Raw genomic sequence first — 26,062 nt, 5'->3', positions numbered from 1 at the left:
CTCATGCAAAAATCCGCCGCGTGCGTTCGCTCAGCGCGGCCAGCGGCGCCGGGTCTATCCACGCGTCAATGTCGACGTCGGCGGTGAGAAAGCCGTGCCGCAACAGGAAGTCCTTGAAGGTCTTCAGCCCGGCAATCGACGTCGCGGCCAGATCGGTCTGCAGCTGCGTATGCACGTTGCGGCCGTAGGCGTAGCGCACCCATTCGTCCGACGCATCGGTTTCGCGGCCGATGTAGGCGACGGCGTCATGCGGATGCGCCAGCGCCCACTCGCCGGCGGCAACCACCTGGCCGAGAAAGCGCGCGATCAAATCCGGCCGGGCATCGATCAGCGCCTGGTCGACCGTCAGCGTGCGCGGCGTACCGTTGCCGTTGCGCACCAGCGGATCGGGATGCCGGCCGAGGTCGGTGACGACGTGGGCGCCGAGCATGTGCACCGTCTGCAGGCCGAGCACGCCCTTGACGAAGACCGCGTCGACCTCGCCGCGCAGCAGCGCCTGCACCTCGTTCAGATAACCGTGGCGACGGCCGCCGCCGAAGGGACTCGGATACAGCGGCTGGTCGCCCTGCTCGTCCGGCGGCGGGTCGCGCAGGTCGACCAGCTCGACCTCGTGCAGGCCGATCGCTTCGAGCGCCAGCGCGCTCTCGTAGCCCTTGAGTGCGGCAGCGCGGGTGAAATCGATGCTGATCGCGTGCTTCGGCAGGCCGAGCCGGCGGCCGCGCAGCCCGGTGATGTCCGCAATCCCGCTGCCCGGCAGCGTGACGATGCCCTGGAATTCGTCGGTCCACGACAGGCCGATCACCCGCGTGGTCGCACCGCGCGCACGGGCCCAGATCGCCGGGATGTTGCCGCCCTGGCGGAACGAGTGCGCCAGCGTGTGATCGAAGTGCGATTCGCGCAGCGCGGGATCGGCGGTGTCCTGCAGCGAGCGCACGGTGATGCCGTCGGGCCGGAAAGCGTCCTGCAACCAGCCTTGCTGGAAGGCGATACCCAGCGGCGTCGGCACCGGGCAGCGGGTGTACCAGAGCGTATCGATACTCATCATCGCCCCCTAGGCCACTGCAGCCAGCGGTGTAGTCGCCACGCTGCGCCGGGCCGCCTGCGCGACCAGCGGCAGCACTTCCTCGCCGACGCGGTAGGCCTCTTCGAGGTGCGGATTGCTGGCGAGGATGAAGGAGCTGACGCCGATATCGACATACTCGGCCAGCCGCTCGGCCACCTGCTCGTGGCTGCCGACCAGCACGCAACCGGGGCCACCGCGAATCTGCGACATCCCGGCCCAGATATTGGGGCCGACGGTCAGATCGTCGAAATGCTGGCTGCCGCCGTGCAGCGCCTGCTGCCGCGCCGCGCCGACCGACTCGGACTTGCCGCGCTGGCCACCGAAGCCGAAACCGCGCGTCGTGTCGCTCACCGTCGCGTACATCTGCCGCAGCTCGGCCCACGCCTGTTCCTCGGTTTCGCGCGCCAGCACGTCGATACGCATGCCGAAACGGATCTCGCGTTCGATGCCGAGCGCGTCGAGCGTCCGGCAGGTCTTGTCGATCACTTCCTGCTGCTTCGCCAGCGGCTCGCCCCAGGTCAGATGGATATCGCCATGCTTGCCGGCCACACGCATCGCCGCGTCGCTGGCGCCGGCCAGATAGATCTGCGGCACCGGCTGGGCGTCCAGCGGATGCAGCAGGCCGCCGCCTTCGACGCGATAGTGCTTGCCGTCGTAATCGAACGGCGCGCCGGCACTGACGCCGCGGACGACGTCGAGGAATTCCTCGGTGCGCGCATAGCGCTCGTCATGCGCGCTGAAATCGCCGTAGCCGCGCTGGGCGACCGGATCGCCGCCGCTGATCACATTCCACTCGACCCGGCCGCGCGAAATGCGCTGCAGGCTGGCCGACATCTGTGCCGCGTAGGCGGGCTGGATGAAGTGCGGTTGCAGCGCGATCAGCAGCCGCAGGCGGCGGGTTTCACGCGCCAGTGCCGCGGCGACGACCCACGGTTCCTCGGTCATGCGGAAGATCGGGATCAGCGCGCCGTGAAAACCGTTGATCTCGGCCGCGCGCGCCACTTGCGCCAGATAGTCGATGTAGCCGAAATCGTCGTTGTCGACCTTGGGCGCAACGCGCGAGCCGGTCTGGCGGTTCCATTCGCCACGGGTGTGCAGATCATGGGCACGGCGGCCGTCGCCGTGTTGCGGAAGACGCCAGAGAAAATCGAGGGACATCATGAATCCTTGCAGGTGAACGAATGCCGCGACGGGCTTTGATCCTATGGTTAGCAGCAACCGTGCCAGGCCTTCAAATACGGAATAACAATATGTTTTGAAACGATATTTTCAGAAATAAGGAGCCCTACCATGGCCGGACCACCGGTGCGCTGCTGCGCAAGCGACAGCCGACTGGTGAGCGACTGGTGATCCAGCACCACCCCTCATGAGCCGGTCGCGCCGAGCGCAGCCAGCATCAGCCCGGCCTGCACGCGCACGCCGACGCGCAGCGCGGCGTCGTCCACCAGAAACCCCGGGGAATGGTTCGGCGCGGCGGCCTCCGGCGCGATACTGGGCGGCGTAACGCCAAGGCCGACGAAGAGCGCCGGCACGGCGCGGGAGAAATAGGCGAAATCGTCGGCGGCGTAGCTGCCCCCGGTCAGCGCGACCTGGCCGCTTGGTGCCAGCGCCTGCAGCAGCGGCAGGTAGCGATCGACCAGCGCGGCGTCGTTGCGTCCGGACGGATAGCCTTCGGTGATCCGCGTTTCGGCCCGCCCGCCGGCGCTGGCTGCGATGCTGCTGGCGGCCTGCTGCAGGCGCGCCAGCACCGCGTCGCGCTGTGCCGGCGTCACCGTGCGCACGGTGCCTTCGAGCGTGACGTCTTCGGGAATGATGTTCTGCCGCACGCCGCCGTTGATGCGGCCGATGCTGATCACCGGCGCGCCCTGCGCCTGCAGGTCGGACTGGCGGCTCGGTATCGTCTGCCACGCCAGCGTCACCTGCGCCGCCAGCACCACCGGATCGATCCCCGCCCACGGAAATGCCGCGTGCGTCTGCCGGCCGACGATGCGGGTAACGAAGGTGTCCGAACCGGCGGTAACGCGTTCGCGACTCAGCGACACGCTGCCCGACGGTCCGGGGCCGACGTGCAGGCCGAAGAACACGTCCGGCTTCGGGTCGGTGAGCACGCCCTGTTTGATCATCAGCGCCGCGCCGCCCTCCTCGCCATCGGGCGGGCCTTCCTCGGCGGGCTGGAACACCAGCTTGACCGTGCCGTGCAGCTGCGCGCGCCGCTGCGCCAGCAGCGTCGCTACGCCGAGCGCCATCGCCACATGCGCGTCGTGGCCGCAGGCGTGCATCACGCCGACGTCACGGCCGTTCCACTGCCTGCGCACCGCCGACGCGAATGGCAGTCCGGCCGGCTCGGTCACCGGCAAGGCATCGAGCTCGGCACGCAAGGCCACGGTCGGCCCCGGCCGGTCGCCGCGCAGCACGGCAACGACGCCGGTACCGGCAACGCCGGTCTGAACCGTGTACCCGAGCTTTTTCAGCGCATCGGCCACCAGCGCCGCGGTGCGGAACTCGCGGTTGCCCAGTTCCGGGTGCTGGTGGATGTCGTGCCGCCAGGCGATCACTTGCGGCTCGATCCGGGCGATGTCGGCATCGAGCGCCAACCCGTCCGGCGTACCGCCGGCTTGCGCGGTGCCGGCGAAGGCCAGCAGCAGCGCGATCAGGGAAGTTTTCATGAGGAGAATCCGTGCGCCGGCCGCGTCGCGGCCGCGAGGGTCAACCCGTGCCGGCCGAGCCCGAAGGCCCGGCTGCGGACACGGCTCAGAGCTTGCCGGTGAAGGTCAGGCCGAAGGTGCGCTCGTCGCCCCACAGCGACTGATAGGCGCCGTAGGACGGCACGAGGCCGAGCTTCTTGTACTGCTTGTCGGACAGGTTGTTGCCCCACAGCGTGACGCTGTACTTGTCGCCAAGCGCGAAGTAGGCAAGGCGCGCGTTGATCAGCGTATAGCCGTCCTGCCACAGGTTCGCGTCGGTCTGGCGTGTTGCGCTGAAGTACTCCTTGGCGCGATAGATCAGGTCACCGCCGAGCGACAGCGCGCCATTGGCCAGCGGCAAGCGGTATTCGCCGCCGAAGCCGGCCGTCGTTTTCGGCGCGCGGGCGAACGAATTGCCGACCGCTCCGGGGACGTTATCGAACTCGGTGAACTTGGTGCGCAGGAAGCCGAGGTTGGTGTACAGGCTCAGCGCGCGCGTCGGCTGGGCCTTGAACTCGAGCTCCAGCCCGTCGGCACGGCCCTTGCCGGCATTCGACAGCGTCGCCACGCTGTCGCCGGTGCCCAGCGGCGACGGCGCCAGCGCGAACACCTGCATGTCCTTGTAGTCGTAGTGGAACGCCGTGGCGTTGAAGATCAGCCGCTTGTCGAACCACGCGCTCTTGAGGCCGAGCGAATACTCGGTCAGGTATTCCGGATCGACCGTGTTGAACGACGCATCGCCATCGGCGCCGGTGTTGTAGCCGCCGGAACGGAATCCGTGCGCGATGCGCGCGAACACCATGGCGTTGTCGCTCAGCCGGTATTCGGGCGAGAAATCCCACGTCGGCGCCGACCAGGTGTTGTCTTGCTGCTGCGACAGCGTGACCGGCAGGCCGTCGCTACCCTGCTGCCACCAGTTGCCCGAATCGCCGAGCACGATGCCCGGTTTGGCGGTCACGCCGTGCAGGTCGATCGTCTTGCGCTCGCGGGTCCAGCGCAGCCCAGCGGTGACGTTGAAGCGGTCGGTCACGTTGTAGGTCGCGCTGCCGAAAATCGCCTGGCTGTCGGTATCCTGATTGAACCAGGTCCGCTGGAACGCGGTACCGGCGGCACCCTTGGGGCCGTTGGCGAGCGTGCCGGTCTGGGCATCCGAATCAAGGTTTTCGCCGAACAGGTGCAGGCCGGCGATCCACGTCAGCGCCTGCTTCGGCGACGAGGTCAGCCGGAATTCCTGCGACCACTGGCCCGAGCTCAGGCTGCTGTGGCCGCGCGCCACCTCGTTCGGCGATGCATCGTTGTCGCCGAAGAACTCGCGGTCGACGCCTTCATAACCGGTGATCGACGTCAGCGTGATCCCCTGTCCCAGCGTCCAGTGGCCGGTCAGCGCCGCGCCACGGGTTTCGATATCGTCGCTCGACGGCGCGTTGAGCGAAACATGATCGACATCGGGCGATGCGGCAAAGCCGTACAGATCCTTGCCCTTGAAGATGCCGGTGCTGCGCCACGGGTTGCCCGCGCCGCTGTACTTGCGGGCATGCACGTTCAGCAACAGGTCCGAATCGTCCGAGGTCAGCGCCAGCAACTGCGCCCGCACGGCGTTGTCCTTGAAGCTGCCGAACTGCTCGCCGGTGTAGTCGTTGGTGATCGAACTGTCGCCCTGCTCGTGGTAGACCGACACGCGCGCCGCCAGACGCTCGTCGACAATCGGCGCGCCGACCGCGGCTTCGAACACATTGCTGCTGTTGTTGCCGAAGCCGAGCTTGGCGTAGCCGTCGGTATCGAAGCCGGGCTTCTTCGACAGCACGTTGATCGCGCCACCGATGGTGTTCTTGCCCCACAGCGTGCCCTGCGGCCCGCGCAGCACCTCGACGCGTTCAAGGTCGAACAGCGGCACGCCCTGGCCGAACACGTTGTTCAGGTAGACATCGTCGAGATAGAAGCCGATCGGGCTCAGCGAGGTCGGCGACGGATCGTTGCTGCCGACGCCGCGCAGGAACCAGCGCGGCCGCTCGCGCCCCTCGGTCGACTGGCCATTGAAGTTGGGCACGTAGCGGGTGATGTCGTTGACGGTGCGCAGTTCGCTGTTGCGAACCTCGTTGCCGCCGACTGCGGTCACCGCGACCGGGACGTCCTGAATGCCCTGCTCGCGCCGCAGCGCGGTGACGACGACCGACGACAGCTCGACGCCATCCGGATTTTTTGCGGCGGTCGTGGCGTCCTGTGCCTGCACCGGCCCGGCGAGCGTGCCGGCAAAGCCGATGGCGATCAGCGCGGCCAGCTTGCGTTGACGAAGGTGTTGCATGAGTGATTGCTCCCTGAAGCAAGAATCGGATGCATTGCGCGCCCCTGGATCGGGACGTCGCTTAAGTGACAAACCGGTTCATGCTTCGCAATCCGCGTGCCAGAACGACAAAATCGTTCATTTTCAAAGACATGTAGAAAATCGGCGGATCAAGCCCCATCTCCGGCTGTTGCGCTTGCCACCGGGATTGGTGACGGGGTGGTGGTTGGCCACCATGCCGTAGCGCAGCGGGACACGTGGCCAAACACACCGAAGTGGTGGCTGGCCACCACCCGGCCAGCAGACGCTGCGCGGAATCCAGCAGCCCGCCCCGGCCCGGACGATGCCGGCCGGCGTGCTGCCATGGTGGCTTGCTTATTGCTTGGTTTTCCCTTCGTCCCGGTAGGGCCCGATGCCGGCCCGCCGGACGCTTTCCAACCGACAGCGAGCACCGAATGGCGCACATTTCCGAACAGCAATCCCCCCTCTCCTCACTGAGCTACGCCCGCTCGCCGGTTCCCACGCCGCTCGGCATCGCCGTGCATCTGGGCTGGCTGAACGGCGAGCTTTCCGCCGACGGCATCGCGATCCGCTCGCTGCAGTCGACCGATCCGTCGGCCGGCAGCAGCAGCTTCCGGACGCTGAGCCAGTCCTTCCGCCAGGGCGGCAGCGTGCCGGCGATCTGGGCGCGCGCCCGGGGCGCGGCGACCAGGGTGATCGGGCTGACCTGGGTCGACGAATCGCAGCTACTGATCACCCGGCCGGACAGCGGCATCACGCAACTGAACGCGCTCAAGGGCAAACGCATCGGCCTGCCGCTGCGTCCGGACGACGGCATCGACCTGTTTCGCGCCACCGCCCTGCGCGGCACGCTGAATGCGCTGTCGCTGGCCGGGCTTGATCACGATGACGTGCTGTTCGTCGACATTCCGGCGGCGCCGGTCGAATCACGCGCTGCGGCGCCGATCCCGCCGGCGCCGACGGCCAACGACTACGCGGCCGAATGTGCGGCGCTGCTGCGTGGCGACGTCGACGCGATCTACGTCAAGGGTGCGCACGGGCTCAAGGCCGTCGATGAGACCGGCGCGCACATCATCGTCGACATCGGTTTCCACCCCGATCCGCGCATCCGCAATAACAACGGCACGCCGCGGCCGCTGACGGTCAACGCCGACGTGCTGCAGCAGCATCCGGACATCGTTCACGGTTTTCTGGGGCTGGTCGCCGACGCCGGCGACTGGGCGCGCACGCATCCGGCCCAAACGCTGGCCTTCGTCAGCGCCGAAACCGGCATCGATACACCGTGGGTCAGCCGCGCCTACGGCGACCGGCTGCACCAGCACCTCGGGCTCGGCCTCGACGACGCCGGCATCGCCGCGCTGGCCGATTTCAAGGCCTTTTTGCTGGACTGGGGCTTTCTCGAGCGGGATTTCGATCTGGACGACTGGATCGACCCGCGCCCGCTCGAAGCGGTGCAAGCGGGCCGCCTCGGCCAGCGACAGGCCTGATTCCGGCCGTCTCAGTCGCCGGCCGTCGCCCGCTCCGGCGACCGCACATCGAACTGCGTCAGCCGGGCGCGGACGATGTTGCGGCTCAGGTTCAGTAGCCGCGATGTCTGCACGGTGTTGCCTTCGCAAAAGGCGTAGACCACGCGGTAAACCGTTTCCTCGATATGGCGCCACAGATCGGGATGACCCTGCTCGCACAGCGCCAGCAGCGCCGCTTCCAGCGTCGGCGCGCCGTCGGCTTGCGGGCGCGGTGCGGGTACCGCCGCAACCGGCGCCAGCGAGGTGAAATGCAGGTCGTCGGCATCGATCAGATCGCCGCTGCTGACCAGCAGCGCATAGTGGATCACGTTCTCCAGCTCGCGGATGTTGCCAGGCCACGGGTGCGTCAGCAGACGCTCGTGGGCCGCATCGGTCAGCGCCGGCACGCCAATGCGCAACTTGCCGGCGTAGAGCGCGAGGAAATGCCGGGTCAGCGCCGGAATGTCCTCGCGGCGTTCGCGCAACGGTGCGATCGCCAGTGGCGCGACGTTGAGCCGGTAATACAGATCCTCGCGGAACCGCCCCGCGCGCACGGCCGCCAGCAGATCGACATTGGTCGCTGCGATCAGCCGCACGTCGATGCGGCGCGGCTGGCGCGAACCGACGCGGACGACCTCACGCTCCTGCAGCACCCGCAGCAGCTTCACCTGCATCGACAGCGGCAGATCGCCGACTTCGTCGAGAAACAGCGAGCCGCCGTCGGCCGCCTCGAACCAGCCGGTGCGCTCGCCGGCGGCGCCGGTGAATGCGCCCTTCTCGTGGCCGAACAGCTCGCTTTCGATCAGGTTTTCCGACAGCGCGCCGCAGTTCACCGCCACGAACGGCGCCGCCTTGCGCTCGCTCAGCGTATGCACCAGCCGGGCGATCAGCTCCTTGCCGGTGCCGCTTTCGCCGGTGATCAGCACCGTGGCATCGCTGGGCGCAACCAGATGCACCCGCTCGCGCAGGATGCGCGACTGCGGTGCCTCGAAGGTCAGCGCCTTGGCGCGGATCGAAATGGCGTGTTCCGGACTGTTCGGGAGGATGAGCACGGTGCGGGCGCTTGAATTGGATTGAACGGGATGGCCCCAGTATCCCTGCGTGCCCGGGAGCACGACAAAGAATGCTTGCGCATATTCTTATGGCCCTAAGCTTACAAGCATTGCATTGCGTTCATCCATCCGGGCGGATCCACCCTGCGCAATCAACATGCGGTTCTGCTGACGCACAACATAACCACTGGGAATTTTAAAATCATTTAATATTCCTTTTTGTTAATTTCACCGCCGGTTAGATTTGATCCTCGCCTCGCCCGGCTTCGGCGCGAGCAAACCCCGGTGAGGATTGCCATGAGTACACAGAACACTTTCAAACGCTGGCTGCCCGCGCTGGCGTTCACAGTCACGGCCTTTGGCGCCCAGGCCGATGAGGTCACCATCGCCTACCAGACCACGGTCGAGCCGGCCAAGGTGGCGCAGGCCGACGGCAGCTATGAAAAGGCCACCGGCAGCAAGATCAGCTGGCGCAAGTTCGAGAGCGGCGCCGAGGTGATCACCGCGGTGGCGTCGGGCGATGTGCAAATCGGTTATGTGGGATCGAGCCCGCTGGCCGCCGCAGCCAGCCGCGCACTACCGGTGCAGACCTTTCTGATCGCGGCGCAGATCGGCTCGGCCGAGGCGCTGGTGGTGCGCAACGGCGCCGGCATTGCCAAGCCGGCCGATCTGGTCGGCAAGAAGATTGCGGTGCCCTTCGTCTCGACCACGCATTACAGCCTGCTGGCCGCGCTCAAGCACTGGAACATCTCGCCGTCCCAGGTGCAGATCATCAACCTGCGTCCGTCCGAAATCACCGCCGCATGGCAGCGCGGCGATATCGATGCTGCCTACGTCTGGGATCCGGCGCTGGGCAAGGCCAAGGAAAACGGCAAGGTGCTGGTCAGCTCGACCGAGGTGGCCAAGTGGGGCGCACCGACCTTCGATGCGTGGATCGTGCGCAAGGATTTCGCCGAGAAGAACCCCCGCTTCGTCGAACAGTTCGCCAGGGTGACGCTCAAGGCTTACGCCGATTACCAGGCCAACCCCAAGGCCTTCACCAGCGATGCCGCGCGGATCGACAAGATCGCCCGCATCACCGGCTCCAAGCCCGACGAAGTCGCCGCGCTGCTGGCCGGCAACCGTTACCCCGTTGCCAGCGAGCAAGCCGGCATTCTGGCAACGCCCACCGTGAAGGCACTGACCGACACCTCGGCCTTCCTCAAGGAACAGGGCAAGGTCGATAGCGTACAGTCGAGCTATGCCGCGTATGTGAATGCCGGTTTCGCCAAGGCGGCAGGCAAGTAAGCGACAAAGGCCACGCTGGCGTGGCCTTTGTCGGGATGCAGACAGGAAACCACCGCATGTCCGAACTCATCGTCAATCGCGTTTCGGTGCGCTATCCGGGCGCGGCCAGTGCCGCGCTGCACGAGGTCTCGCTGACCGTGAAGCCCGAAAGCCTGGTCGTCGCCCTCGGGCCATCGGGCTGCGGCAAGACCACCTTGCTGAATCTGATCGCCGGCTTCATCGCCCCCAGCGCCGGCACGATTACGCTCGGTGGTGCGCCGGTGCGCGGCCCTGGCGCCGAGCGCGGCGTGGTGTTTCAGGACGACGCGCTGCTGCCCTGGCTGGACGTGCTCGACAACGTGGCCTTCGGCCTGCGCCTGCGCGGCATCGGCGCCAGCGAGCGCGAGGCGCGCGCGCGCGAAGTCCTCAGGCAGGTCGATCTCGACGGCTATGCCGAACAAAAAATCTGGGCGCTTTCGGGCGGCATGCGCCAGCGCGTCGGCCTCGCCCGTGCCCTCGCGGCAGATCCGCAGCTGCTGTTGATGGACGAACCGTTCGGCGCGCTCGATGCCTTTATCCGCGAACAGATGCAGACGCTGCTGCTGCACATCTGGCGCACTACGGGCAAGCGCGTGTTCCTGATCACCCACGATATCGAGGAAGCCGTGTTCCTCGCCACCGATCTGGTGCTGATGTCGCCGCGACCCGGCCGGATCGTCGAACGGCTGTCGCTCGATTTCGGCCGCCGCCACGCCGCAGGCGAGCCGGTGCGCAGCGTGAAATCCGATCCCGAATTCATTGCCGTGCGTGAACGTGTGCTGGCGCGCGTGTTCGCACACCAGGCCGCAGGAGCAACATCATGACCGCCGCCGAACTCGCACTGGGCGAACAGCCCTTTGCCGATGCCGAGCGCGCGCTTGCACCGCAGGCATCACCGCCGGGCAATGGCACCTTGCGCATCAGCAGCCTGACGCTCGCCGCAGTGGTCTTCATCTGGTGGCTGGTGACGTTCAGCGGCCTGATCGCGCCGCTGTTCCTGCCGCCGCCGCAAGCCGTGCTCGGCAAGCTCTGGCTCACGATCACGCAGGGTTATATGGATGCCACGCTGTGGCAGCACCTTGGCGCCAGCGCATTCCGCATCGTCGTGGCGCTGATCGCGGCGGTGCTGTTCGCGGTGCCGGTCGGCCTGGCGCTGGGGCTGTCGCGCACCGCGCGTGGCGTGCTCGATCCGCTGATCGAGTTCTACCGGCCGATTCCGCCGCTCGCCTATCTGCCGCTGATCGTGATCTGGTTCGGCATTGGCGAGTTGTCCAAGGTATTGCTGATCTATCTGGCGATCTTCGCGCCGATCGCCATCGCCACGGCCACCGGTGTGCGCAGCGTCGATCAGGCCCGGCTGCGTGCAGCGCAATCGCTGGGCGCAACGCGCTGGCAACTGATCCGCCACGTGATTCTGCCGTCCGCGCTGCCCGACATCCTCACCGGCGTGCGCATCGGACTTGGCACCGGCTGGTCGACGCTGGTCGCCGCCGAGCTGATCGCCGCCACCCGCGGCCTCGGCTTCATGGTGCAGTCGGCGGCGCAGTTTCTGGTCACCGATGTCGTCGTGCTCGGCATCATCGTCATCGCCGTCATCGCCTTTGCGCTCGAACTGGGTCTGCGTGCCCTGCAGCGCAAACTCGTGCCCTGGCAGGGCCACTGATCCACAGGAAGCATTCATGTCCGAACTTGCCATTACCCCGCTCAGCCCGGCCATCGGCGCCATTGTCAGCGGCCTCTCGCTGGCCGCCCCTTTGAGCGACGAGCACCGCACCGCCCTGAACGATGCGCTCTTGCGCCATCAGCTGCTGTTCTTTCGTGACCAGGCGCTCACGCCCGAACAGCAACGCGACTTCGCCCGCCAGTTCGGCGATCTGCACATTCATCCGATCTATCCGAACGTGCCGGAAACGCCGCAGATCCTGGTCCTCGACACGGATGCCAACAATCTGCCGGACAACGACAACTGGCATACCGACGTCACCTTCATTCCAACGCCGCCGCTGGGCGCGGTGCTCGCGGCCAAACAGTTGCCACCCACCGGTGGCGATACGCTGTGGGCCAGCGGTACCGCCGCCTACGATGCCTTATCGCCGCAATTGCAAGCGCTGCTGTCAGGACTGACCGCCACGCACGACTTCGCCAAATCCTTCCCGGCCAGCCGCCACGCAATCTCGGCCGCCGGCCGCGCGCGGTGGGAAGCGACGCGCGCCAAAAACCCGCCGCTGTCACACCCGGTGATCCGCACCCACCCGGTCACCGGACGCCGCGCCATCTTCGTCAACGAGGGCTTCACGCTGCGCATCAACGAGCTGCCCGAGCGCGAAAGCCGCGCCTTGCTCGACTTTCTCTACGCCCACGTTGCCCGGCCCGAATTCACCGTGCGCTGGCGCTGGCAGGTGAACGACGTGGCGTTCTGGGACAACCGCGTCACCCAGCATTACGCGATCGCCGATTACCTGCCGGCACGGCGCGTGATGCACCGCGCCACCATTCTGGGCGATGCGCCATTCTGAGCCTCGCGGCTCACGCCAGGCGCAAACCGGCACACCAGTGATGTTCGCTTGATACGGGGGAAGACGATGTAACGGTAAAGGCCCGGAGGATGGGCCATAAGATGCCGGCAAGCCGCTGTGCAGGCGGAAGTGCCAGCGGAATACGAAAACGGCCTGACATTTCTGTCAGGCCGTTCTCTTGAAACTGGCGTCCCCACGGGTGATCGCTGTAAACCTCGGCACCTAGCGATGCCTCCGGGTAGTTTGATGATGGTTCATCCTCACAATCGCATGAGAACGGCTCCCCCTGCGTCCGGGGGGACCGCTAGGTACACGATGACGAACTCCGCGCCGTGCACGACAAGGCCGAGCCGGCGCTGCAGGGCGTCATGAGATCTGTATCTGCTGACCGGTCAACGTGTGACCGATGTGACGCGGTGATGCGCACCGACATCTGCGATGGCCGGCTGTGGATCCGCCAAGCCAAAACCAACAAACTGATCGGCGTCGCCATCGAAGGTCAGCTCGCCGACGTGATCCAGCGCCCGCTCACCCGGCCGAGCCCGGCGGGCAACGTCGCTACCTTGCATCTGGTCCGCAACGCCAAGGGCGAGCCGCTGGGCTACGCCCAGCTGCGGCGGATGTTCGAACAGGCCAGAACCGCAGCCGGCGTGCACTTCCAGCTGCGCAACCTGCGCGCCAAATCGGCCACCGACGAAACCGACCTGTTCCGCGCCAACGAACGCCAGGGGCATTCGACGATGGGCATGACCAAACATTACCGACGGGCGAACAAGGTCGGGCCGCTGCGGTAGCGGTCGCGCCCCGGGTTTCGCGGAGGCTCACTCGCCAGAGAGAATCGAGCCCTGAGCAAATCCACCAAATTCGCTCCCGAGCCGTGCGCATGGCCTTCGACGCCAAGGACCAGTACGAATCGCAGTCGGCCGCGATCGTTTTCATCTCTGCCAAGATCGGCTGCACCACTGAGGCGCTGAATTCGCCAGCAAGAACGCGATATGCTGGTCTGTCCCCATGCAGAAGGACAGAGGATTAAGCGCTAAGCGCTGAATGCTGCCGTTCAAACTCGACCGGTGCCAGGTAATCCAGCGTCGAATGGCGGCGGCGATGATTGTAAAATCGGATGTAGTCGAATATATCCGCGCGGGCCTCGTCGTGACTCCGGTAGCGGGTCAAGTAAACCCGCTCCGCCTTCAACGACCGGAAGAAGCTTTCCATCGCAGCGTTGTCCCAGCAATTGCCCGCTCGTGAATGGCTCGGCACCATGCCGTGCCGTTTCAGCAACATCTGGTAATCAAACGCACAATACTGGCTGCCTCGGTCCGAATGCAGTAGCACCTCCCGCACCGGTTTCCGTCTGGCAACGGCCATCGTCAACGCAGCATGCACCAGTTCTTGCTGCATTCGATGGTGCATTGCCCAGCCGACCACGGCGCGGGAATACAAGTCCAGCACCACAGCCAGATACAGCCAGCCCTCGTCAGTACGGATGTAAGTCATGTCCGACACCCAGCGTTGATTCATCCCGGATGCGTCGAATTGCCGTTCCAGCCGATTTGGTGCCACCGGAAGCAGGTGTTGGCTGACCGGGACAGGTCGCCACCGTTTACGGGAACGTACCTTCAGCCCGCCTTGGCGCATCAGGCGGCCAACACGGTGGCGGCCACAGGCGAAGCCTTGTGCGACCAGTTCCGCATGTATCCGACGATGCCCATAGATGCCGTTGACTTCGGCATGGACCAGACGGATTTCCCGTAACAGCACGCGATTAGCCATCTCTCGCATCGAAGGCGGCCGGTTGCGCCAAGCGTAGTAGCTGCTCCGTGAGACGCGGAACAACTGGCACATGACGGCAACAGGATAACGTTCAGCAAGCGCCTGAATGGCGCGGTACTTCACTTCGTGGGCTGCGAGAAGATGGCGAGCGCTTTTTTTAGGACGTCACGCTCCATGGTGACGCGTGCTAGATCATCGCGCAGACGCTTGAGTTCGGCTGCTTCGCCCAGTTGCTTGCCATGACCGGGAAAGGCATCCATGCCCTTGAGCAGAAACTGGCGTTTCCATTTGCCCAGCAGGCCTTCGGTGATGCCGAAGGCCTGCGCGACGTGACGTAGCGGCGTGCCAGCCAGGATTTGCTCAACAGCTTCCCGCTTGAGGGGCTCGGGAAAGGTACGGCGGATTTGGGTCATGAACACTCCTTGGTGGCGATTATCCACCTTAAGTTAGTGTCCTTCCGTATAGGGACAGACCAAGGTAGGCCAGCGCGAGAATGGGCCGATCCTCAAATCGCGCCTCGAACCGGATCCGAAGTGGTTCGTGCCGGTACAACAGTACTTGCGTAGACGGGCACTTGGCGAATCCAGAGTCGGCCTGATGCAGCGCTTGGGATTGTCCCAGCCGATCGGCACGATGATCAGCGTAGAGGACAATGCCTTGTGCTACGCCGGGCATCTGGTCTGGAACCGGGTCAACGAGCGAATCGACGGCACCTATATTGAAGGGCGCAAGTACAGACCACGCTCGGAGTGGCTCATTCAGCGAGATGCGCATCCGGCAATGATCAGCGACGAAGAAGCCGAGCAGATTCTGTCGCGCCGACAGCAGCGCAGCGTCAAAGGCAAGCGGGGCAGGCTGAGCCCCTATCTGCTCAGCGGCCTGCTGTATTGCGGTTGTGGCCAACCGGTTTACGGCTGTGGTGGCTTCTACCGCTGCAACGGCAAGTGTGGGGAACGGAGCATTCGCCAGGACCGGCTCGATCAAGCCGCACTGACGACGTTGCTGACTCGGGTGTTGAGTGACGACGCGATTCGGCAAACGGTCGATGCGGTCAACCGGCAGTTGGCGCAGCTCGCCAAACGCAGCGAAAGCGATCCGGCACAGATCAAGCGTTCCCAGCAGCGCCTGCAACATGAACAGGACACTCTGGTCAGCTCGTTGGCGCATCTGGAACATCGCGAACCGTTGTTGCGGCGGATTGATCAGCTCAGCGAAGAGCTCGCGCAACTGGAGCAGGCGCTGCAACGCACAGCACGACCCAAGATCAGCGCGATCGACGAAGCCGCAGTTCGGCGCTTTGTGCAGCAGCTGTGTATTGATTTGAACGATGGGGAAACAGAAACAAAGAAAGCATTGCTACGTGCGATGGTATGCCGTGCAACGCTGTCGGCAGGTGAGGTCTACCTGTATACCGACGGCCAACTCTTAACTGGGGTTAAGATGGCGTCCCCACGGGGATTCGAACCCCGGTAGTCACCGTGAAAGGGTGGTGTCCTAGGCCTCTAGACGATGGGGACTGAGGCAGATGGTGCACCCGGAGCGATTCGAACGCCCGACCCTCTGGTTCGTAGCCAGATACTCTATCCAACTGAGCTACGGGTGCACGGTTACTTTCTGCTTACTGCAATACTACGATGCCCGATGGCGGAGACGGAGGGATTCGAACCCTCGATACAGGTTTAAGCCCGTATGCCTCCTTAGCAGGGAGGTGATTTCAGCCACTCATCCACATCTCCGTCAAGGGAGGCTGGATATTACCTGCGAGCCCAAATGCCGTCAACCGCCGATACGGAAATATTGAAAAATCAGGCTTTATCGAGGCCAAATGCCTTGTGCAGCACGCGAACGGCCAGCTCAAGGTACTTTTCATCGACGATCACCGAGATCTTAATTTCCGAGGTCGAGATCATCTGGATATTGATGCCCTCTTCGGCCAGCGTGCGGAACATCGTCGATGCCACGCCCACATGCGAGCGCATGCCCACGCCGACGATGGAGATCTTGCAGATCTTGTCGTCGCCATCGATCAGCGCCGCACCAATGTGCGCCTGCACGCCTTCGAGCACCTTGATCGTGCGGGCCAGATCGGGCTTGGGCACGGTGAAGCTGAAGTCGGTGGTGCCATCCTTGCCGACGTTCTGGATGATCATGTCGACGTCGATGTTCGCATCGGCGACCGGGCCAAGGATCTGATACGCGATACCCGGCTTGTCCGGCACGCCGGTCACATTGATACGGGCTTCGTCACGGTTGAAGGCGATGCCGGAGACGACTGGCTTTTCCATGTTCGGGTCTTCCTCGAAGGTAATCAGCGTGCCCTCACCCTCTTCCTGGAACGAGGACAGCACGCGCAGTTTCACGTTGTACTTGCCGGCGAATTCGACCGAGCGGATTTGCAGCACCTTGGAGCCAAGGCTGGCCATCTCGAGCATTTCCTCGAAGGTGATGGTCTTGAGCTTCTTGGCTTCAGGCACGACGCGCGGATCGGTGGTGTACACGCCGTCGACGTCGGTATAGATCTGGCATTCATCGGCCTTGAGTGCGGCGGCCAGCGCCACGCCCGAGGTATCCGAGCCACCACGACCCAGCGTGGTGATGTTGCCTTCCGGATCCACGCCCTGGAAACCGGCGACGATGACGACGCGGCCGGCATTCAGATCGGCGCGCATGTTTGCGTCGTCGATCGACTGGATGCGTGCCTTGGTGTGGAACGAATCGGTCAGGATCTTGACCTGGCCACCGGTGTACGACTTGGCGTCGATACCCATGTCTTTCAGCGCCATCGCCAACAGGCCGATGGTGACCTGTTCGCCGGTGGACACAATGACGTCGAGTTCACGCGGATCCGGATTCGCCTGGATTTCCTTGGCGAGCGCGATCAGCCGGTTGGTTTCGCCGCTCATCGCGGAGAGCACAACAACGAGGTCATGGCCCTGGGCCTTGAATTTGGCGACGCGCCGCGCGACGTTTTTAATGCGTTCGGGCGTACCAACCGAGGTGCCGCCGTACTTCTGGACGATCAATGCCATGATGCAACCTGCAGGTTGAATGAAATGAGGTTTGGTCCGCCCGCTATCGGCGCCCGTTGGAGACAGGCCACACCATCGCGGGCGATAAATACCAAAACGAAAGATTGTAATGAAAGCCGGACTGCTTTACGAGACCGAAAAACGGCCCGTCAGATGGTTTTGACGGGGACGCGCGCGGCCACGGCGCACATCAGCTCGTAACCGATGGTGTCCGCCATCGCCGCAACCTCGTCGATCGGCAGGCTCTTGCCCCACAGCTCGACCGGACTGCCGATCTGCGCTTGCGATAAATGACTGAGGTCGACCGCGAGCATATCCATCGATACCCGCCCCAGCAGACGCGTGCGCTCGCCCGCGACGATGACCGGCGTACCGGTCGGGGCATGGCGCGGATAGCCGTCGGCGTAACCACAGGCGACAATACCGATGCGCATGGTTTCAGTCGCGGAGAAGGTCGCGCCATAGCCCACGCTGTCGCCGGGATGAATGGTCTGTACGCCGATGATTTCGCTTTTCAGCGTCATCGCCGCAACAAGACCCAGCGATGCAGCGCTGCGATGCGCAAACGGGCTGGCGCCGTACAGGGCCACACCGGGGCGAACCCAGTCGCGGTGAACCTCAGGATAGTCGAAGGTCGCAGCCGAGTTGGCGAGCGTCATCGGCAGCCCGAGCCCTTCCGCTGCGGCATCGAAGCGCGCCAGCTGCGATGCAATGCCGCGTTCGGGATCGTCGGCTGTCGCAAAGTGCGTCATCAGCGTGATGCTGGCGACATTGGCGCACGCCCTGAGCCGGGCCACCACGGCCGGCGCGGTTTCGGCGACAAAACCAAGCCGGTTCATGCCGGTATTGAGCTTCAGATAGATGTGTACCGGTTTCGGCAGCGACCGTGTTTCCAGCCAGACCAGCGCCCGCTCTTCGTGCACGGCCACGGTGAGATCGTGTTGCGAAGCGAGCAACAGCTCGTCCGGGCTGAACACGCCTTCGAGCATCAGGATCGGCTGGCGCACGCCGGCCTCGCGCAAGGCGATGGCACGGCCGAACTCCAGCAGGGCGAAGCCATCGGCATCCGGCAAGGCCGTAACGACGCGCTCCAGACCGTGACCATAACCGTTGGCCTTGACCACGGCGTAGGCACGCGACTGCGGTGCCAACGCCTTGATGCGTTGATAGTTGCCGGCGATCGCGGCGGGATTGATCAAAACCTGGATGGGGCGGGACATGGCGGTAGGCGAACCGGTAAAGAGGGGCGGATCAGTCTTGGCAGGCTTTAGCACTGCGGCGGTGACGCCAGTACCAGACGGCCACAATGACGGCGACAATGGCAACCAGCACCAGCACCCCGGCCTGGCCGCGCTTGATCCAGCGCAACAGCCATTCATGATTGTAAGCGCCGTAATAACCGAGATAAACCCAGATTGGCACGCTGATCAGCGCAGCCAGGCCATCGAGCAAGAGAAAGCGCCAGTACGACACGCAATTGCACAGACCGGCGGACAGGAAAATCGGCGAGCGCAGCCCGGGCAGGAAGCGGGCAACGAACAGCACGCGGTTGCCATAACGGGAGAATTTATCCTGCGCGGCAGCGTAGCGTTCGGGCGTCATGATGCGGGCGACCCATCGCCACTTGAGTACATGCGCGCCGTAATAGCGGCCGAGCAGGAACATCACCGAATCGCCGATCAATACGCCAGCCATGCCGATGAAGAACATCGTGTGCACATTGGCATAGCCCAGACCGGCGATGATGCCGCCGGCAACGAGGGTGATGTCCTCGGGAATCGGGACACCAAAACCACAGGCCAGCAAAACGAGAAATACGGCCAGGTAGCCGTAATCGGTGAAGACGCTCACCAGCAGTTGCAATGAATCCATTATCGGCGCGCGGGAGCGGGTGCAGAAACGGCCCCTATCTTAGCACGCAGCTGTTTGCGATCGTCGCTTTGTCGCCCTTCACCCTATACACAAATGATCGTCCGCAAGCTTGGGACAAGGCGACAGGCAAGCCAAACGTGTTATAACCGCGTCGTCTCAAGCACAGGTACGATGACATCGCATGGACCGTGGATTTTTCCTGATTCTGGGCGCGCAGTTCCTTTCCGCGCTCGCCGACAACGCCTTGTTCATCGCGGCCTTGGCGCTATTGAAAGAGCACCTCGCTCCCGAATGGCATCTGTCGATGCTGTTATGGTGTTTTACCGTCTCCTACGTCGTGCTGGCGCCGTTTGCCGGATCGTTTGCCGATTCGATGCACAAGGGCCGCGCCATGATGATCTGCAACGGCATCAAACTGGTCGGCTGTATCGGCATGCTTGTCGGGGCGCCGCCCATTCTGGCTTATGCGGTAGTCGGCTTTGGCGCTGCGGCGTATAGCCCGGCCAAATACGGGCTGATCACCGAATATCTGCCGCACGAGAAACTGGTCGAAGCCAACGGCTGGCTGGAAGGTGCGACGGTTGCAGCGATCATTTTCGGCACCGTACTCGGTGGCTTTCTGACCGGCGGGCAGGCGCTGGACTGGATGCAGCGCTTCGATCTGCCCTGGCAGCCGGCGGCGGCGGAATTTGCCATCCTCGTCATCGTGCTGATCTATCTGGCCGCTGCCTGGCTCAACGCCTACATTCCCAAGCTCAACATCCAGCTCAAGCCGCTGTCCCACGGGCCGGTACGGATGACCCGCGAGTTTTTCAGCTGCGCCCGACGCCTCTGGCAGGATCCGCAAGGGCAATTATCGCTGGCGGTGACCACGCTGTTCTGGGGCGCCGGCGCAACGATGCGCCTGGTGGTGCTGAACTGGGCAGTGATCTGGCTCGCCTACAGCATGGAGAAAGCCACCATGCTGATCGCCGTGGTCGCCTTCGGCACCGCCTTTGGCGCAGTGATCGCCGGCCGATTTGTGCCGCTCAAGCGTGCGTTCTCGGTGCTGCCGGCCGGTATTGCCATGGGCATGCTGGTGATGAGCATGCTGCTGGTCTACGACAGCACGATCGCGGCGACGCTGATGTTCATCGTCGGCGCGCTGTCGGGTTTCTTCGTCGTGCCGCTGAACGCCATCCTGCAGCATCGCGGCTACCTGCTGATGGGCGCCGGGCATTCGATTGCGGTGCAAAATTTCAACGAGAACATCGGCATCCTGCTCATGGTCGGCATTCACGCGCTGCTGGTGAAATACCTGAGTACGCCACTGCCGGCCAATGCCTCGCCCCTGCTGGTGGCGCAATTTGGCGTTGGCGGCCTGCCACCGATGGTTGCCATCGTGCTCGGCTTCGGGCTATTCGTCGCGGTGATGATGGTGCTGATCACGCTGCGTTACCGGCGCGGCGTGCGCGCCGGCGTGATGCACGACTGATCCGGCTAGCCTGCTAGCCCTTGACGCACTCGAAGCTGGCTGCGGCGTTGACATCGCCCGACCGGTATCGCGGCCATGCCGGGTACAGGCACAGCGGCCGGGTTCGGCCTTGCATGCCGGCGTTGGCATCGGCCACGACCGGCGCCACCGGCGCTACGCCGTCGACGACCCAGTGATCGAGCGCCGTCAGCGAATCCCACGATGCCTTGAAGGCGCCGTTGACGTGGCCATAGCCCGGAATCACGTAAAAGCGCGTGAATGCCCCGGTCTGCTCATCGCCCATCCGCGCCTTCACCCTGTCCATATAGGCGATCGTCGCCCGTGTGCTGACGAGTGCATCGGCCGCGCCGTGCATAACGATCAGCTTGCCGCCACGGCCAGCAAAACGGCTCAGGTCGGTCCGGTTGACGTCCTGCAAGCTGGTGAGCGCGCTGATTCTGCCGACGTACGGGCCGGCCCGCTCCGGATCGAGCCGGCGCGAGTCGAACGCCGGGTCGCGAACCACCGCATAGCGCACCCACTGATCCCAGAACTGCGACATGTAGGGCTGGCCCAACTGGGCCGGACTGGTCGGCGCCTGCTCGTGCCAGCCGAGGAAGCTGCGCAGATCGGCACCGCTGAGCACGTTGAACCCGGGATAAGCGGTTTCCCCGCTGGCAAGCGGGTACTGAAGACGCATCGGCGTGGCCATGGTCGTGATCGCGGCAATCTGCGCATCGGACAGGCAGGTGTCACCGAGATCGCGCCCCTTGGCGCAGCGCAGTGACTTCAGCGCAAAGCCGCACGCCGCCGGCCGGCTGATCAGGCCGTCACGGGCACCGTCATCGGTATCGCATGCGGCGATCTGTGCCTGATACAGCAAAGCCTGCTTGGCCGGGCCGGGATACGCGCCGGGCCGGGACAGCGCCTGGGTGATCCGCCCGAAGGCCAGATCAAGCGTTGCAGCATTCCAGGCCGGATAGGCCGAAATTGCACCGTCGTAATCGTCCGGCCAGCGCTGCACCACGGCGAGCGCCTCGCGCCCGCCGGTCGAACCGCCGGCAAAATAGCGTTGCGAAGGCGCCCGTCCATAAAAAGCGACCTGCAGCGCCGTCGCGACATCACGAGTCTTTTTCAGCGCATCGCCGGCAAAATTGCGCAGTGCCTCGTCGTTCTGCAGGAACCGGGCGTCGAGCGAGCGCGTTGCGGGGTTGTCGGAGTAAGGCGGGGCCGCTTCATGGCCGCTGTCGCTGCCGAAAGTCGCGTAACCACGGGCCAACGGCAACGGCGCGTCCAGCGGCGGCGCGGGGACATTGCCGGTCGCGGCAACGACGGTACCGTTGTAACCGCCGCCGCCCAGATGCAGCGACTTGCTGTTCCAGTTGGCCGGCAGCCCGACCTCGAACAGGATGGCCGGCGCAGCCGGGTCGACCGGTTCGATCCGGCCCTGAATACGGCAATAGCTTGTCTGTGCCCCCGGCACCGGCTGCCAGAGCGCGCTATCCACTTTCGCGCCCCCGGTCGGCAAGCCGATCTTCGTCGCGGCCAGTTGCCATTGCGACAAGGCTTCGCACGACGGGCGGGCAGGTTGGGCCAGCACGGCGGGGCCGGATGGCGGGGCAACGCAGGCAACCAGCAAGCCACAAGCGCCCAGCAGCATGGTTTTCAGGTATCGCAAACGCATCTGTTCGTCTCCATTTGATCCGGTTCAGCATAGTTGCAAACGGATGGTGTCATGGTGATGTCAATGTGCGAAAGCTTCTGATCAGAACTCTCTGGTACTGGTCGGTACGGTCGGCATCACCCGGACGCTGACGATGCGCGGGCCGTGCATTTTCTTGACCACGACGTCGAAGCCATCGAACGACAGCCGCTCCCCCTCTTCCGGCAAGCGACCCAGTTTTTCCTGGATCAGCCCGCCGACCGATTCGGCCTCGGGGCTGTCGACGTCGATGCCAAGCGCGCGCGACAGCGTGAACAGCGGCAGCGAGCCCTTGCCGATCAGGCTGCCGTCGTCGAGCCAGAGCCAGTCGTTGTGCGTCTGGCGGAATTCGTCGCGGATTTCGCCCACCAGTACGCCCAGCAGGTTGTCGAGCGTGATGAAGCCGTACGGCGCTTCGCCTTTCGGGCCGACCACGGCGAAATGCACCGCGCCACCGCGAAAGCGGCGCAACAGTTCATTCGCCGGCATGTCTTCACTCACCCGCAACGCCGGGCGCAGATGGGCATCAAGCTCGGGCTCGTCTTCGTCGTTACTGAGCAGCAGCAGATCCTTGACGTGCACCATGCCGAGCACATGATCGTCATCGCCTACGACCGGATAGCGGCTGAAACGGTGGGTACGGATCGTATCGAGCTGCTTGCTCCACGGATCGTCGAAATGCAGCGTCACCGCTTCGGAAAACGGCCGCATCAGATCGGCAACGGTGAGCTTGGTAAAATCGAGCGAATGCGCCAGCACCCGCATGGCGTCGCTGTTGTAGGCCGGATCATCCCGATTGGCACGCAGGATAAGCTTGAGCTCTTCGGCCGAATAATGGCTTTCGTGACCATGACCGACGTCGAGGCGAATCATCCTCAATACCCAGAACGCGCTGTTGTTGAGCAGCCAGATCGCCGGATACATCGACCAGTAAAACGCAAACAGCGGCGCGGCAGTCCACAAGCCGACTTTTTCGGCCATGCGAATGGCCATCGTCTTGGGCGCGAGTTCGCCGACGACGATGTGCAGAAAGGAAATGGTACTGAAGGCAAAAATAAACGAAACGGTGTGGATCAACGCCGGATTACCGATACCGACCCAGCCGAATACCGGCTCGAGCAGCGCGGCAAAAACCGGCTCGCCGACCCAGCCCAGGCCTAACGATGCAAGGGTAATACCGAGCTGGCAGGCGGAGAGATAAGCGTCGAGGTGGTGATGGACTCTGGAGAGCATGCGCCCCCGCAATCCGTAGGCCTTGGCGATGGCCTTGACCCGGGTCGGGCGCAGTTTGACGAGACTGAATTCGGCGGCCACGAAGAAGCCGTTGAGGAGCACCAGAAGCAGTGCACCGATGAGCATGAGGAACTGGCTAAGCGCAGGGTCCATGTGGTCGGGGCGAGGCCCCGTGGATGATGAAAACGGTTACCGAATCTACACGATGACAGGCCGATTGTCTGCCCGGCATGGGCGCATCAACGCGCGGCATACTCACCGGCGGCCACGCGCGCGAGCAGCCGCGCCAGCGCCTCCTGCTGCAGCGGCTTCTCGATGAAATCGTCCATTCCGGCCACCAGGCAGGCGGTTTTTTCCTCGACGATGCCATTGGCCGACAGCGCGACGATAGGCACGCGCATACGGCCGGTCATGTCCTCGGCGCCACGAATACAGCGCGTCGCGGTCAGGCCATCGATCTCGGGCATTTGCAAATCCATCAGGATCAGATCGATCCCGCCGGCGCGCGCCGCTTCGATCGCCTGCCGGCCGTTATCGGCCAGCCGAACGGTGTGCCCCTGGGCTTCGAGCAGGCGTTCGGCCACCAGCCGGTTCACCGGGTTGTCTTCGGCCACAAGGATGGACAAGGGCCGCGCTGCCGGCGGCTGGCTCGGCAAGGCTTTCGCATCGCACGCCAGCAGCATCGCGGTGAAGTGAAACACGCTACCGCCTGGCTGATTGGCCTCGATCCACATCTCGCCCCGCATCATTCGCACCAGCCGGCGCGAAATCGACAAGCCCAGGCCGGTACCGCCGTATTGGCGCGAAATCGAACTGTCGGCCTGAGAAAACGCCTCGAAAATCCGCCCGACCTGCTCTGGCGGCACGCCGATGCCGGTGTCGGCGACGCTGGCATGCCATTCGATCACGTCGGCGTCATGCTGCGCCAAGCTGATCTGCACGGTGATCCCGCCCTGTGGCGTGAATTTGAGTGCGTTGCCGATCAGGTTGACGAACACCTGCTTCAGCCGAACCGCGTCACCGTAGAGTGCGGCAGGCAAGCTCTGATCGGGCCAATGCAAAGCCAGCCCGCGCAACCGGGCTTGCGGGCCAAACATCCGTGCCAGCGACTCGATCAGTTCTGATGGCGAGAACGGCGCCGGGGCCAGGTTGAAATGGCCGGCCTCGATGCGGGAGAGGTCGAGCACATCGTTGACCAGCGTCAGCAGTGCATCGGTCGAGCCCCGAATCACCGTCACCTGCTCGCGACTGGCCGCGTCCAGTTGCTGGTGTTCAAGCAACTGCGCCATGCCGACGATGCCGTTCATCGGTGTGCGGATTTCGTGGCTGATATTGGCGAGAAACTCGCTCTTGGCACGGCTGGCCGCCTCGGCCTCCTGCGTTGCGGCCTTGAGCTCGTGAATCAGAGTGCCTTTTTCAATCTCAAGTTCGATCGTCTCGGCGAGCACCTCGTTGAAGAAGCCGGCGCTGCGCAGCACCGTATACAGAAACAGCAGCGACATCACCGCGATCAGTGCATCGTACGGCTCGCCGCTGGCCAGGGCCGTGATCGGCACCGGCAGCAGCAGCATCGTCGCGTAGAAGCGCAACGCCGGCAGTACCGATGCCAGAATGGGCACGCTACCGGCGACCATCCCGCAGACCACCAGCGAAACAATCAGCCTGGGTGCCGGTGGCATGCCGAACATGAATGCCAGCGCACCGCCACTCCACCACAGCGCCACCGCCACCGTGCCAATCAGGTAGCGGCGACGCCACTTCAGCGCATTGACCAGATCATCCGGTGCCCGCCGATAAGCGTAGGCCAGACGAATCCGCAGCAGCGCCATCAGCAGCACCGGCCCCAGCCAGCCCAGCAGCTCGGCGCCCGGTAGCGCGTCACGCAGTCCGTAACAAAGCAGGCTGGCAATCACCATGCTCATCACCTGACCGATGACGGCATTGCGATAGAGCAGACGAGTGGTTCGAATCAGGACGTCGGGATGCTGGCGAAGGGCGGAAACCATGTTGCGATATCGGGAAGCGAAGCCGGTCAGTATAAAGCAGCCGTAGCGGCAGCTCGGTGACAGTCCGATGTCCTGGCGGGCAATTTGCCAAGGCGCACGCGCCCCACATACACTGGCAGGGCATGTACCTACCGTCCCCCTCCCCTCGACGCGACATCCGCCACTGGCTCTTGCTGGTGCTGATGTGTTTGCTGCCGTGGCAATCGCTGTATGCGACCGCCATGCCGCTGCACGTGCCGACGGAGGCGACCAGCGTCGTTGGCGAGCAGCTTGCCGACGCAGCCCAAGCGGACGATTGCCACGAGAGTGGCAAGGCGGCGTCGAAAACGACCGCCCAATGCGACGACGCACATTGTGCCGCCTGCGTGCCCCCCATCGTGCACCCGCAAGCGATGACGCCGCCGGCCATCGCGCCGATACTGGTCGCGACTGCCCCGCCGCCGCCGCTCGATACCCTTATCGATCCGGCGCTCAAGCCCCCCAGATACTGAGTTCTCTTCACCCTGCCACCGGCAGGGCTGTCGCCGGCTGCGCTGCAGCCGGCCGATTGATCACACGCCGTGTCCA

The 26,062-nt window shown here is 64.4% G+C and carries 22 protein-coding genes and 3 tRNA genes; 9 read left to right on the top strand and 16 right to left on the bottom strand.

Features of this window, described 5'->3' with window-relative positions; genetic code table 11:
- Position 1 precedes the first annotated feature (1 nt).
- The 4 genes from JLC71_RS01820 to JLC71_RS01805 form a co-directional block, all read right to left on the bottom strand.
- The gene (locus JLC71_RS01820; protein ID WP_200916981.1) at positions 2 to 1,042 is read right to left on the bottom strand and encodes an ABC transporter substrate-binding protein; all 1,041 of its coding nucleotides are present in this window, start codon (positions 1,040 to 1,042) and stop codon (positions 2 to 4) included.
- A 9-nt stretch (positions 1,043 to 1,051) separates the two neighbouring features.
- A complete protein-coding gene (locus JLC71_RS01815; RefSeq protein ID WP_200916980.1) occupies positions 1,052 to 2,221 on the bottom strand; it encodes an LLM class flavin-dependent oxidoreductase in 1,170 nt (389 codons plus the stop codon).
- A gap of 206 nt (positions 2,222 to 2,427) precedes the next feature.
- Positions 2,428 to 3,729, bottom strand: a complete 1,302-nt coding sequence (locus tag JLC71_RS01810; RefSeq protein ID WP_200916979.1) for an amidohydrolase — start codon at positions 3,727 to 3,729, stop codon at positions 2,428 to 2,430.
- 85 nt (positions 3,730 to 3,814) lie between these two features.
- Positions 3,815 to 6,049 (bottom strand): TonB-dependent receptor, encoded by a 2,235-nt coding sequence (locus JLC71_RS01805; protein WP_200916978.1) that lies wholly within the window; start codon positions 6,047 to 6,049, stop codon positions 3,815 to 3,817.
- Positions 6,050 to 6,483: 434 nt separating this feature from the next.
- On the opposite strand from JLC71_RS01805, the gene JLC71_RS01800 reads away from it, so the two are divergent.
- Positions 6,484 to 7,536 (top strand): ABC transporter substrate-binding protein, encoded by a 1,053-nt coding sequence (locus JLC71_RS01800; protein WP_200916977.1) that lies wholly within the window; start codon positions 6,484 to 6,486, stop codon positions 7,534 to 7,536.
- A gap of 11 nt (positions 7,537 to 7,547) precedes the next feature.
- Here the strand turns inward: JLC71_RS01800 and JLC71_RS01795 are convergent, their stop codons facing one another.
- Positions 7,548 to 8,606, bottom strand: coding sequence for a sigma-54 interaction domain-containing protein (locus JLC71_RS01795; protein ID WP_236250943.1), 1,059 nt, complete (start codon positions 8,604 to 8,606; stop codon positions 7,548 to 7,550).
- A gap of 297 nt (positions 8,607 to 8,903) precedes the next feature.
- Here JLC71_RS01795 and tauA point away from each other — a divergent pair, with 297 nt between their 5' ends.
- The 5 genes from tauA (at position 8,904) to JLC71_RS01770 (ending at position 13,221) form a co-directional block, all read left to right on the top strand.
- Positions 8,904 to 9,893, top strand: a complete 990-nt coding sequence (tauA, locus tag JLC71_RS01790; protein ID WP_200916975.1) for a taurine ABC transporter substrate-binding protein — start codon at positions 8,904 to 8,906, stop codon at positions 9,891 to 9,893.
- 56 nt (positions 9,894 to 9,949) lie between these two features.
- The gene (gene tauB / locus JLC71_RS01785; RefSeq protein WP_200916974.1) at positions 9,950 to 10,735 is read left to right on the top strand and encodes a taurine ABC transporter ATP-binding subunit; all 786 of its coding nucleotides are present in this window, start codon (positions 9,950 to 9,952) and stop codon (positions 10,733 to 10,735) included.
- Positions 10,732 to 11,574 carry a taurine ABC transporter permease TauC gene (tauC, locus tag JLC71_RS01780; protein ID WP_200916973.1) on the top strand — a complete coding sequence of 281 codons (843 nt, stop codon included), beginning with the start codon at positions 10,732 to 10,734 and terminating at the stop codon, positions 11,572 to 11,574. The genes tauB and tauC overlap by 4 nt, the downstream gene beginning before the upstream one ends.
- A 16-nt stretch (positions 11,575 to 11,590) precedes the next feature.
- A complete protein-coding gene (gene tauD / locus JLC71_RS01775) occupies positions 11,591 to 12,427 on the top strand; it encodes a taurine dioxygenase (protein ID WP_200916972.1) in 837 nt (278 codons plus the stop codon).
- Positions 12,428 to 12,846: 419 nt separating this feature from the next.
- Complete coding sequence (locus JLC71_RS01770) at positions 12,847 to 13,221, top strand: tyrosine-type recombinase/integrase (RefSeq protein WP_200916971.1); 375 nt, start codon at positions 12,847 to 12,849, stop codon at positions 13,219 to 13,221.
- Positions 13,222 to 13,456: 235 nt separating this feature from the next.
- Here JLC71_RS01770 and JLC71_RS01765 read toward each other — a convergent pair whose 3' ends face one another.
- Together JLC71_RS01765 and JLC71_RS01760 are read right to left on the bottom strand one after the other, a co-directional pair.
- The gene (locus JLC71_RS01765) at positions 13,457 to 14,323 is read right to left on the bottom strand and encodes an IS3 family transposase (protein ID WP_200914866.1); all 867 of its coding nucleotides are present in this window, start codon (positions 14,321 to 14,323) and stop codon (positions 13,457 to 13,459) included.
- The gene (locus JLC71_RS01760) at positions 14,320 to 14,613 is read right to left on the bottom strand and encodes a transposase (RefSeq protein WP_200916970.1); all 294 of its coding nucleotides are present in this window, start codon (positions 14,611 to 14,613) and stop codon (positions 14,320 to 14,322) included. The genes JLC71_RS01765 and JLC71_RS01760 overlap by 4 nt, the downstream gene beginning before the upstream one ends.
- Positions 14,614 to 14,812: 199 nt before the next feature.
- Here JLC71_RS01760 and JLC71_RS01755 point away from each other — a divergent pair, with 199 nt between their 5' ends.
- Positions 14,813 to 15,673, top strand: a complete 861-nt coding sequence (locus tag JLC71_RS01755; RefSeq protein ID WP_200916969.1) for a recombinase family protein — start codon at positions 14,813 to 14,815, stop codon at positions 15,671 to 15,673.
- Here the strand turns inward: JLC71_RS01755 and JLC71_RS01750 are convergent.
- From JLC71_RS01750 to JLC71_RS01725, 6 genes are all read right to left on the bottom strand, one after another.
- A tRNA-Glu gene (locus JLC71_RS01750) sits at positions 15,642 to 15,717 on the bottom strand. The genes JLC71_RS01755 and JLC71_RS01750 overlap by 32 nt on opposite strands.
- A 9-nt stretch (positions 15,718 to 15,726) precedes the next feature.
- Positions 15,727 to 15,803: transfer RNA gene (locus tag JLC71_RS01745), tRNA-Arg, on the bottom strand.
- A gap of 39 nt (positions 15,804 to 15,842) precedes the next feature.
- Positions 15,843 to 15,936 (bottom strand) — tRNA-Ser (locus JLC71_RS01740).
- A 69-nt stretch (positions 15,937 to 16,005) separates the two neighbouring features.
- Positions 16,006 to 17,229 carry an aspartate kinase gene (locus tag JLC71_RS01735; RefSeq protein WP_200916968.1) on the bottom strand — a complete coding sequence of 408 codons (1,224 nt, stop codon included), beginning with the start codon at positions 17,227 to 17,229 and terminating at the stop codon, positions 16,006 to 16,008.
- A gap of 149 nt (positions 17,230 to 17,378) precedes the next feature.
- Positions 17,379 to 18,449: an alanine racemase gene (gene alr / locus JLC71_RS01730; protein ID WP_200916967.1), complete on the bottom strand. Its 1,071-nt coding sequence runs from the start codon at positions 18,447 to 18,449 to the stop codon at positions 17,379 to 17,381.
- A 31-nt stretch (positions 18,450 to 18,480) separates the two neighbouring features.
- Positions 18,481 to 19,101, bottom strand: a complete 621-nt coding sequence (locus JLC71_RS01725; RefSeq protein WP_200916966.1) for a DedA family protein — start codon at positions 19,099 to 19,101, stop codon at positions 18,481 to 18,483.
- A gap of 181 nt (positions 19,102 to 19,282) precedes the next feature.
- Here JLC71_RS01725 and lplT point away from each other — a divergent pair, with 181 nt between their 5' ends.
- Positions 19,283 to 20,575: a lysophospholipid transporter LplT gene (gene lplT / locus JLC71_RS01720; protein WP_200916965.1), complete on the top strand. Its 1,293-nt coding sequence runs from the start codon at positions 19,283 to 19,285 to the stop codon at positions 20,573 to 20,575.
- A 13-nt stretch (positions 20,576 to 20,588) separates the two neighbouring features.
- Here lplT and JLC71_RS01715 read toward each other — a convergent pair whose 3' ends face one another.
- The 3 genes from JLC71_RS01715 to JLC71_RS01705 form a co-directional block, all read right to left on the bottom strand.
- Positions 20,589 to 22,238 (bottom strand): tannase/feruloyl esterase family alpha/beta hydrolase, encoded by a 1,650-nt coding sequence (locus JLC71_RS01715; RefSeq protein ID WP_200916964.1) that lies wholly within the window; start codon positions 22,236 to 22,238, stop codon positions 20,589 to 20,591.
- 81 nt (positions 22,239 to 22,319) lie between these two features.
- Positions 22,320 to 23,615, bottom strand: a complete 1,296-nt coding sequence (locus tag JLC71_RS01710) for a hemolysin family protein (RefSeq protein WP_236250942.1) — start codon at positions 23,613 to 23,615, stop codon at positions 22,320 to 22,322.
- A 113-nt stretch (positions 23,616 to 23,728) separates the two neighbouring features.
- Positions 23,729 to 25,495, bottom strand: coding sequence for an ATP-binding protein (locus JLC71_RS01705; RefSeq protein WP_200916962.1), 1,767 nt, complete (start codon positions 25,493 to 25,495; stop codon positions 23,729 to 23,731).
- Between the two features lie 122 nt (positions 25,496 to 25,617).
- On the opposite strand from JLC71_RS01705, the gene JLC71_RS01700 reads away from it, so the two are divergent.
- A complete protein-coding gene (locus JLC71_RS01700; RefSeq protein WP_200916961.1) occupies positions 25,618 to 25,986 on the top strand; it encodes a hypothetical protein in 369 nt (122 codons plus the stop codon).
- Positions 25,987 to 26,062: the final 76 nt, after the last annotated feature.

Origin of the sequence: Jeongeupia sp. HS-3 (assembly GCF_015140455.1) — a bacterium.
Classification (GTDB): Bacteria; Pseudomonadota; Gammaproteobacteria; order Burkholderiales; family Chitinibacteraceae; genus Jeongeupia.
The sequence above is the reverse complement of the archived record's forward strand: the minus strand, read 5'-3'. Positions and strand labels throughout refer to the sequence as shown.